This window comes from Litorimonas sp. (assembly GCA_029936425.1).
Lineage (GTDB): Bacteria > Pseudomonadota > Alphaproteobacteria > Caulobacterales > Maricaulaceae > Litorimonas.
Map to the genome: position 1 here is coordinate 132883 of JAPYSU010000007.1, position 9112 is coordinate 141994.

General features: G+C 51.3%; 9 protein-coding genes and 1 tRNA gene. All 10 read right to left on the reverse strand.

The window, feature by feature from the left end:
• Nucleotides 1–300: 300 nt before the first annotated feature.
• The 10 genes from ACN0IC_RS08700 to ACN0IC_RS08745 all read right to left on the reverse strand — a co-directional run bounded on the left by ACN0IC_RS08700 (nt 301) and on the right by ACN0IC_RS08745 (nt 8720).
• Nucleotides 301–1623, reverse strand: coding sequence for an OmpA family protein (locus tag ACN0IC_RS08700; RefSeq protein WP_416878384.1), 1323 nt, complete (start codon nt 1621–1623; stop codon nt 301–303).
• Nucleotides 1624–1923: 300 nt separating this feature from the next.
• Nucleotides 1924–1999: transfer RNA gene (locus ACN0IC_RS08705), tRNA-Lys, on the reverse strand.
• 85 nt (nt 2000–2084) lie between these two features.
• Entirely contained in the window at nt 2085–3209 is a 1125-nt protein-coding gene (gene tgt / locus ACN0IC_RS08710) for a tRNA guanosine(34) transglycosylase Tgt (RefSeq protein ID WP_416878385.1), read from the reverse strand.
• Complete coding sequence (queA, locus tag ACN0IC_RS08715) at nt 3209–4267, reverse strand: tRNA preQ1(34) S-adenosylmethionine ribosyltransferase-isomerase QueA (RefSeq protein WP_416878386.1); 1059 nt, start codon at nt 4265–4267, stop codon at nt 3209–3211. The genes tgt and queA overlap by 1 nt, the downstream gene beginning before the upstream one ends.
• Before the next feature lie 20 nt (nt 4268–4287).
• On the reverse strand, nt 4288–4752 hold the full coding sequence (locus tag ACN0IC_RS08720; RefSeq protein WP_416878387.1) for a peptidylprolyl isomerase: 465 nt from the start codon (nt 4750–4752) through the stop codon (nt 4288–4290).
• A gap of 38 nt (nt 4753–4790) precedes the next feature.
• Complete coding sequence (locus ACN0IC_RS08725) at nt 4791–5693, reverse strand: peptidylprolyl isomerase (RefSeq protein WP_416878388.1); 903 nt, start codon at nt 5691–5693, stop codon at nt 4791–4793.
• Nucleotides 5690–6193 carry a pantetheine-phosphate adenylyltransferase gene (coaD, locus tag ACN0IC_RS08730; RefSeq protein ID WP_416878389.1) on the reverse strand — a complete coding sequence of 168 codons (504 nt, stop codon included), beginning with the start codon at nt 6191–6193 and terminating at the stop codon, nt 5690–5692. The genes ACN0IC_RS08725 and coaD overlap by 4 nt, the downstream gene beginning before the upstream one ends.
• Nucleotides 6194–6235: 42 nt before the next feature.
• Complete coding sequence (locus ACN0IC_RS08735; RefSeq protein ID WP_416878390.1) at nt 6236–7045, reverse strand: TIGR00282 family metallophosphoesterase; 810 nt, start codon at nt 7043–7045, stop codon at nt 6236–6238.
• A complete protein-coding gene (locus ACN0IC_RS08740) occupies nt 7042–7599 on the reverse strand; it encodes a 5-formyltetrahydrofolate cyclo-ligase (RefSeq protein ID WP_416878391.1) in 558 nt (185 codons plus the stop codon). The genes ACN0IC_RS08735 and ACN0IC_RS08740 overlap by 4 nt, the downstream gene beginning before the upstream one ends.
• Complete coding sequence (locus ACN0IC_RS08745) at nt 7596–8720, reverse strand: THUMP domain-containing class I SAM-dependent RNA methyltransferase (protein WP_416878392.1); 1125 nt, start codon at nt 8718–8720, stop codon at nt 7596–7598. The genes ACN0IC_RS08740 and ACN0IC_RS08745 overlap by 4 nt, the downstream gene beginning before the upstream one ends.
• Nucleotides 8721–9112 lie beyond the last annotated feature (392 nt).

The window sequence follows — 9112 nt, forward strand, 5'->3', positions numbered from 1 at the left end:
CTGTTTTTTTCGTATCACGTTAGATGTGATCACAAGTCTAATACTTTTATGGCAAAAGTTTGTTCCCTAATAATTTTATCTTTTTATAGAGCTAATTCTACGGTCGCCCATCAATGGACAGGCGCTCTTTGGGGGATCCAAGAATATTATTGCAGCAGGAAAATGACGGCCTAAAAATTTATATATTTGCGGCGATAGACTCACTGAAAACGAAGAGAATCAATACAAACTCTTACCGTTTCCCACAAAAAAAAACCCGGCTCGAAGCCGGGCTTTCTAATTTTAATTTAGACCTAAGTCTTAGTTCATTCCGGCGATTGTGCCGAGAGTAACAAGAACTTCTGTGCGGCGGTTAAGCTGCTCTCTGACGCCGTCACCAGTTTGAACGAAAGGCTCAGTCTCGCCTTTGCCTTCTGAGGTGATCATGCTGGCGTCAACACCTTGGCGGCCCAATTCATCACGGGCGTCTTTTGCGCGGCGCTGTGAAAGACCGAGGTTATAGGCCTGTGATCCGGATGTATCGGTGTGACCGACAACGCGGATGTTCTGAATTGAACAATACTGGCCTACATCCAAGATGCGGTTAATTGTATTGCGTGTCTCAGCAGACTGACCTTTATCAAATTCATAATAAATGATTTCTTGACGGTACTCTTCTTCACAGACGTTCAGGACAGGGCACTGCTCAAGTGTTGGCGCAGTTGAACCGTCGGAACAGACAACAGGCTGAGCCGGGCATTCCGCACGGTTAAAGACCATGGACCCATCCCAACATTCAACATCGGGCTCTGGCTGTGGCTCTGGCGGACACTGATTGGCGTTAAAGACCATAGATCCGTCCCAGCAGGACACATCAGGTGTCGGAGCGGGAGGCGGTGTGGACCCACCAAAGCGATAACGGAAGCCCGTCATGATTGTGTGTGAACCAACGTCTTCTAGATCAGTTACGAACTGAGTAGACAGACCAGATCTGTTATTTGTGCGCATGCCATTAAAGCTGGCTGTTCCAGAATCTAGATATTTATAGTTTGTATCCCAGGACAGATTATCTGTGATCGCATACCCAAGGCCGGCAAGAATTTGCCATCCAAGATTTGCTTCATCACCATTCACGGAGCATACAAATGAATCTGAGCCATTACGAAGGCCAGGACATGCTGGGGAAGGAATCAAAGCGACGCCAGGTGTGCCAAGGTCGGCAGATGGGAAATCACTTGCAACAGCCTTGAGATTACTTTCGACGACACCGATACCGGCACCTACATATGGCTCCCAACGGCCGAAGTCTTCGAAATCATAAATGGCATTAACCATCAAGGAGTTTGTACGAAGCTTAGCTGATGACTGAGGAAGTGAGTCAATTTTACCTAGGTCAGTCCAGAGAGATGAACCGTCCAGTTCCATACGCCAACCATTCCCAAACTCGTAGCCGAGGCCGAGAGAGTAAGCAATATTGCCTTCACTTTCGTTTTCTCCAACCATACCATCTCTAAGTTCAGTATCAGTATGAACGCCGTAACCTGCGTTACCGCGTAAGTACCAACCACTATCTTGAGCAGCAGCGAGCGATGGGGCAGCCATCAATGCGGCGGTTGCCGCGGCAAAAAGAAGCTTGTGCTTCATGGTAATTTCCTCCGTCAATGGTCAGAGCCATTTCTGTTAATAGTTTGATTGCACTGCAAACGCAGTAACAAATCTGTAATCGCCTTAACACGAAATGGTTCCGCGTGGCCACAAAGGAATAGGACTATTTCTATCAATTTAAAAGGTTTTTTCTAAAAAGTTGCGAAAATGCACCACTTTTCCAGAAAAATGGGGATATTCTTCTCTATGAAAACATATTTTACAGGAAGGTTAGCCGAGCAGCCTTTCTTCCGAAACGAAGCTACTCATTTGCATGGTTAATTATTTCTTGGAGTGATTTGGTACGCCCACACGGACTCGAACCGTGGACATCCTCATTAAAAGTGAGGCGCTCTACCAACTGAGCTATGGGCGCTTTCCAAAGCGTGGCTTACCTATGCGGGGCAGTTTTGACAGTCAAGCCCCAAACTGTGCGATATGGCTGACTATTTCAGTAAAACTCAGCCTTTCCAATTGGCCCGGAAGTTTTCAACGAATGCTTTCAAGCGTTGCTCAACAATAGCGGCGCGCATACGAGACATCAGATCTTCGAAATAAGCAATATTATGCCAGCTGAGAATCATGGAGCCCAGCATCTCTTTCGACCGCACCAGATGATGCAAATAGGCTTTAGAGTATTTTTGCGAGGCTTCGCACTCAATAGCCGAATCTAGGGGCGATTCATCTTCAGAAAATTCAGCCCGTTTTATGTTGTAAGGTCCCTCATCCGTCCAAACCTGACCATGACGTCCGGATCGGGTCGGGATAACGCAATCGAACATATCGACCCCTCGAAAAACCGATTCAACCAGATCAATTGGCTTTCCAACGCCCATGAGATAACGCGGACGGTCCTTGGGGAGGTGCGGGACGGTAAAGTTTAAAACCTTACACATGGCATCATGCCCCTCCCCGACGGCCAAACCACCAATGGCATACCCCCCATACCCTCCAGATGTTTTCTCGTTCAAACTGGCTTCGGCGGAGCGTTGACGCAAATCTTCATAGGTTGACCCTTGGACGATAGCAAAGAGGGTTTGCTTTTCTCTGTCTCCGAATGCCTCCAAAGACCGCTTTCCCCAGCGCAAGGACAATTCCATCGACTTTTCGGCCTGAGCATGCGTGGAGGGAAAATCCGTGCATTCGTCCAATTGCATGGAGATATCCGCTCCGAGTAAATCGGCTTGTATTTCGATGGAGCGTTCCGGCGACAACATATGACGACTGCCATCAAGATGGCTTTGAAACTCAACGCCTTCCTCCGTCATCTTGCGCAGTTTTGACAATGACCAGACTTGAAATCCGCCTGAATCCGTCAGAATCGGCCCTTCCCAACCCCCGAACTTGTGCAGACCGCCTAATTTTTTGATTCTTTCCGCACCCGGGCGAAGCATCAGGTGATAAGTGTTGCCGAGGATGATATCCGCTCCGGCCGCCTTCACCTGATCCATATAGACGCCCTTGACCGTTCCGGCCGTTCCCACCGGCATAAAGGCCGGCGTGCGGATATCGCCGCGCGGGGTCTTTAAAACGCCTGTTCGCGCTTTACCTTCAGAGGCACCTATTTCAAAGGGGAAAATTGCCATTACTCGGCCTTCCAGATCAAACTACTGTCGCCATAGGAATAGAAACGGTAATCATGTTTAATGGCGTGAGCATAAGCCCGCTGCATAGTATCCAGCCCCGCTAAGGCACTCACCAGCATAAATAAAGTCGATTTCGGCAAATGAAAGTTGGTCATGAGACCGTCAACGACTTTGAACCTGGATCCCGGGGTCAGAAATATATCTGTTTCCCTAGCACCGTCTGCTATTATTCCATTTTCATCGCAGGCACTTTCCAAAGCCCTCAGGGAAGTTGTTCCAACCGCAATAATCCTCCGGCCCTGAGATTTTGCCATATTCAATTTTTCTGCAGTTTCCCGGGAAATTGAATAACGTTCGGAATGCATTTTATGTGCGGAGGTATCTTCGGATTTTACAGGCAGAAAAGTTCCCGCCCCGACATGAAGTGTCAGACGTTCGAGTTGAACGCCTTTATTCTGCAAGTTCCTGAAAACCTCACTGGTAAAATGAAGGCCCGCCGTCGGAGCGGCAACAGACCCTGTTTCCTGCGCATAAACGGTCTGATAATCATTTACATCCTGCTCGTCCGGTTTTCTTTTGCGCGCAATATAAGGCGGCAGGGGCGGTTCCCCTGCCGCATTAATCTCTTCAATAAGATCCGCCTGAGGATGAAGCACAAGACCGACATCTCCGCCGCCCTGCTTATCCGTCACAGTGCCGGACAGAGTGTCAGAAAATATGAGGGCATCTCCAGGGCGCACCCGTTTGGCAGGCCGGATAAAGGCCCGCCAGATATTATCCGTTACAGGCGTATGAAGATTGACGTCAATGGTGACCACGCCTCCCCCGCCATGTTCGCGCGCGGCTCTCTTGCCTTTCAGTGCTGCAGCAAAGACTTTGGTCTCATTTAGAACCAATACGTCTCCGGCTTGTAAAAGAGACGCCAAGTCCGACACTCTGTGATCCGTAAACTCTCCCTCCGCTCCAATCTGCAGGAGTTTCGCCGAGTCGCGCGGCACCGCTGGCCGCAAAGCAATTGCAGCATCTGGTAGGGTGAAATCAAAAAGAGAGACGTCCATATCGGATCGCCTTATAAATGTTAGTCTTCGACGACCGTCATCTTGACGATTTTACCGGGCATGCGGGGCGGTTCGCCTTTTGGCAGGGCGTGGATCAAATCCATGCCGCTCTCAACTTCGCCCCAAACCGTGTACTGACCGTCCAAGAAACCGGCTTCATCTAAGCAGATAAAGAATTGGCTAGAGGCTGAATTCGGGTTTTGCGCCCGCGCCATGGAACACACGCCTTCGACATGCGGGTGACGATTAAATTCCGCCGGAATATTCTTCTTTGCGCCGCCCATGCCTGTGCCGTCCGGACAGCCGCCCTGGGCCATAAAGCCGTCGATCACGCGGTGGAAGATCAAACCGTCGTAAAAGCCGTCCTTGGCAAGAGTTGTAATTTGCTCGACGTGTTTCGGCGCCAAATCCGGGCGCAGTAAAATTGTAACGTCACCGGGTTTGCCGTCATTGGCATCCACGGTCATGATAAGTTTTTCGGACATAGCAGAGCTTTCTTCTTACAGTATTATGAGTTTTAAATTTAGGTTTTTTCGGTTTTTGTCGGGACGGAGATATCACAGATATCGGGGTAGCTGCCGTCAGACTTTTTTACGGTTTGCAGGTAAGTCTGAAAAGCCGGGTGACCCGTTTTCATGACATAGACAGTCGGACGATCCTCTTCAGGCAAATCTGCCGCAACGCGCACTGTGTTCATCTGATCGGGCACAAATCCTGCCTCTCCAATCGTTCCGACCTTAAAACGGCGTAGATGCTTCTGTCCCATCACAGTATTCCCCCAGATGGTATAACCTTCATCAAGGTGAGAGGCCCGGTCCCGCATAAGGAAAAACTGGCTATTGGCTGTATCAGGGTCATTTGTCCGCGCCATGGACGTGACGCCTTTACAATGAAGACCAAAAGCCGTCACTTTGCCGTCTGCTGTTAGCATAGCTTGGGCCATCGGCTGAGTGGCAATAGGCAAAGCCTTATAAAAGCCGACATTAATCGTTCTGCCGCCTTCATTGCGGACGCCGATTAGCGTGACGGGCATATCTTCACCGCGTCTGAACGTGAAATTCCCTTTGAGATCAGGGAGGTCAGAGTCGCCGCTCCCGTCTCCATTAGCGCCGTCCCCGGTCTGATTCATGAATCCTTCAATGACCCTGTGAAACGGCACATTATCGTAAAACCCCGAACGGGCGAGTGTCTTGACACGTTCGACATGCGCCGGGGAGATTTCGGGATATAGTTCAACGCCAATGTCCCCATAAGCTGTATCGATTACAATCAGGTTTTCCGGGTCGACTTGTCTCCAGGCTTCCGCAGGAATGTTATCAGTTTCGACGTTTGCCTCTGCCGCGCCTGGCGATTTTTCCTGAGCCGAACAAGCTGTCCCGAACATCGTCAGGGAGAGGGCCAAAGCTGTTGTGACATGTTTTATCATGTAAATTTATCCTTCAAACGAAGCTCAACTTCGGGGGTAACAAATTGCGAGACATCGCCGCCAAGACGGGCGATTTCTTTCACAAGGCGGGACGCAATAGTCTGAAATTGCGGGTCAGCCATGAGAAATACAGTTTCAATATTCGGGTTTAATTTATCATTCATTCCCGCCATCTGAAATTCATATTCGAAATCCGAAACGGCGCGTAGGCCGCGCACTATCATATTGGCGCCGACATTTTCAACGAAATGTATCAGTAGGCCTTCGAAAGGCAGGACCTCTACCTCAATGCGATCCCGAAACGGCTCCACAACATTCTCGACCATCTCCACCCGTTCACTAAGCGGAAAAAGCGGGTTTTTTGATCGGTTTATGGCCACGCCGACAACCAAGCGGTCACACAACCGACTCGCCCGTTTCAGAATATCCAAATGCCCCAGGGTCATCGGATCAAATGTTCCGGGATACAGGGCAGTTCGGTGTTTGGCGTTATGTGTCATGAAAGCGTTATAACAAAGCAAATGAGCTTTTAAACAAATAGTTTAGGAGGGCATAATTTCGGAGAGCTGCCCGCCAATACGTATTGGGCTGACAGTTTTTGCCAGGCCTTTCCCGTCTGTCTCCACATAGACGCCGCAGAGGCTTCCGTCTCCCGAAGCCGGCGTAAAGCGGCCCCCTTTGATACGGGTTGTAAATCGGCGCAGAGGCTCTTCGACTTCCATGCCAATTATGGAATTGTAATCTCCGCACATGCCGGCATCTGTCTGAAAAGCCGTCCCCTCCGGCAAAATCCGCGCATCGGCCGTTGGCACATGTTGGTGTGTTCCTACGACCAGAGAGGCGCGTCCGTCACAAAAATACCCCATGGCCGCTTTTTCCGAAGTGGCTTCAGCGTGAATATCCACCAAAACCGCGTCGGCAACATCGCCGAGCGGCGCGGCGGAAAGCTCACGCTCCACCCCAATAAAAGGGTCGTCCAGCGCGTCCATGAAGACCCGGCCATGCACATTGATAACAAGGAAATTATAGCCCTTTACATTAAACAGTCCGGCACCGCGTCCCGGCACCTGACCCACGGGATAGTTACAAGGGCGCAGGAGGCGCTCTTCATTTTCAATGACGCTAATGCCCTGCGCCTGATCAAAACTGTGATTGCCCAGCGTGAGGACATCCGCGCCTGCCTCGAACAACTCATCCGCCGTCGCCCGCGTTATTCCGAAACCGCCCGCCGCATTTTCCGCATTGATAACCACGGCGTCGAGGCCGAGTTTAGAGCGCACATGCGGAAGGTGGCGCGTGACGGCGTTGCGCCCGGCGCGTCCGACGACATCTCCGAAAAAGGCAAATCTCATGCAAAGGTCCTAAAAAACTGTTCCGTCAATATACCGTCCAAGGGCTGATCATGTTCATCTGTCGGCAACTCCGGCACCTCTTGCCCAGCATACGCCACGCCGCAAGCAAAAACGTCACCTTCTGCGCGAAGCTTGGCGAGCGTTCGGTCATAATATCCGCCGCCATATCCCAGCCGCTTTCCATCTGCGGTGAAGGCCAGCAGCGGCATCAGAACGAATTCGGGGGTGATTTCCTCTTGATGGGCGTGAGGCTCCTGAACTTTAAAATGGCCAGCCCGCATCTCGTCTCCCTGCCCCCATTTTCGAAAAATGAGCGGCCTGGAGGGCCCGGTGATACAGGGAAGAGACACCGCAAATCCAAGGTCAGAGAGAGCCGATAAGAGCGGTCTGATATCCATCTCACCTTTTAACGGCCAATACCCTGCGATCTGTTTGCCGCGAAAGCGCGACGCCGGAAAATGCTGGATCAAAGCGCTCGGCGCGCCGGACGATGCCAGCCCTTGGCGGCGCTGTTTAGCCAGTAGCCGGGCTTTAGATTTTGCCTCAGCAATCACTTCAGCGCCTCTGTTTGAAATAATTTCACCCGTAATCCCCCATGATTAATCGGGGCATCCGTGGGCCGCCAGGGCAGCTGCGTCGCTTGAGCCAAGTTGGTGTCTGAGGTCACCATACCGACACGCCAACCCTGAAACTTCTCCTGCATGACCTGGCCGAAGCTATTATAGAGCGCGAACAGATCTTTTTTCTTTCCGACCCGCGCGCCATAGGGTGGATTGACGATGACCAGCCCCGGGGGCCCGTCCGGGCGCTCAAGCGCGGTCAGCGGCTTTGGCGAGAAGGTGCAATATGGCGCCACTCCGGCCCGCGCGGCGTTTTCATTTGCAAATTCAATGACCTTCACATTGCGGTCAGAGCCGTAGAAATGATGTTTTATATCAAGATTTGGCTTTGTGGCCTTAAGGTTATCGACTTTCTCAGCGTCATAAGTTGCGAGCTTTTCAAAGGCGAAAGACCGGCTACGCCCGGGCAGCAGTCCCGCAGAAATTTCTGCGGCTTCGATCAGAAACGTCCCTGACCCACACATAGGGTCAAGCACGGGTTCATCGCCTTTGAACCCGCACCCTCGCAAGCAAAGCGCCGCCATGGTTTCGCGCAGGGGCGCCTTGCCCATCGCCTGTTTATAGCCGCGCTTATGGAGCCCCTGCCCGGACGTATTGACCGATAAAATCACATTGTTTCGATCTATCCGCGTTTTGATGACGATGTCGGCATCCTGTTTGGAGTCGACAATCTCTGCGCCGAACTCTTCGAAAATCGCGCGTTCTATGCGCTCTTCAGCCGCTCCGGCATGATAGATTTTACTTTTCTTATTCGTGCTGACCTCGACTTTTACCTTAGAGCCATCAGTCAGTGTTTCGCCCCACGGAAATTTGCGCGCCCGTTTATCGAGCTGCGCCAGATGAAAGGCGCGAAACTCTCCAATTCGGGCGAGAACTTTCGACGCCCCGCGTAAGTAAAGATTGGCCCGCCAGACATCCTCCCAGCCACCTGAAACCGTAACGCCGCCGGGCGTCACTTTGGGATTGGAAAAACTCGCTTCTTTGACTTCCTGCAATAGCAAGTCCTCTAGCCCCGGAGAAGTAGAGAGAAAAATTTCAAATTGGGACGAGTTCATGGTGTGGTCTTATCGGGCATTTAACGCGGAACCAAGCTGTCCCTGCATTTGGTTTCTTCCCCCGTTTACGGGGTTTGAGCCAATGCGACATGAAATGTCGTGACGCGAATGGTATCGCAAAGCGGGGATGGGAGGGAGCGTAACACGCTAATGCTGGTTGGGTGATGCTCCCCCCTCCGTCACTTTCAGTGACACCTCCCCCGTGAACGGGGGGAGGAATATCATCCTTTATAAAAACCATCCGCGTTTACCATCGCAAAAATTCCAACCCTTTCAACCTCTTGTCAGAAAAATCAAGAGATGCGTCCTCACCTGTCCAAAGCAAGCTATGTTTCTTATGTTCCGGACACACGGACAGGCGTGCTAGCGTGGCGTGTTGGTGTTACGGACGG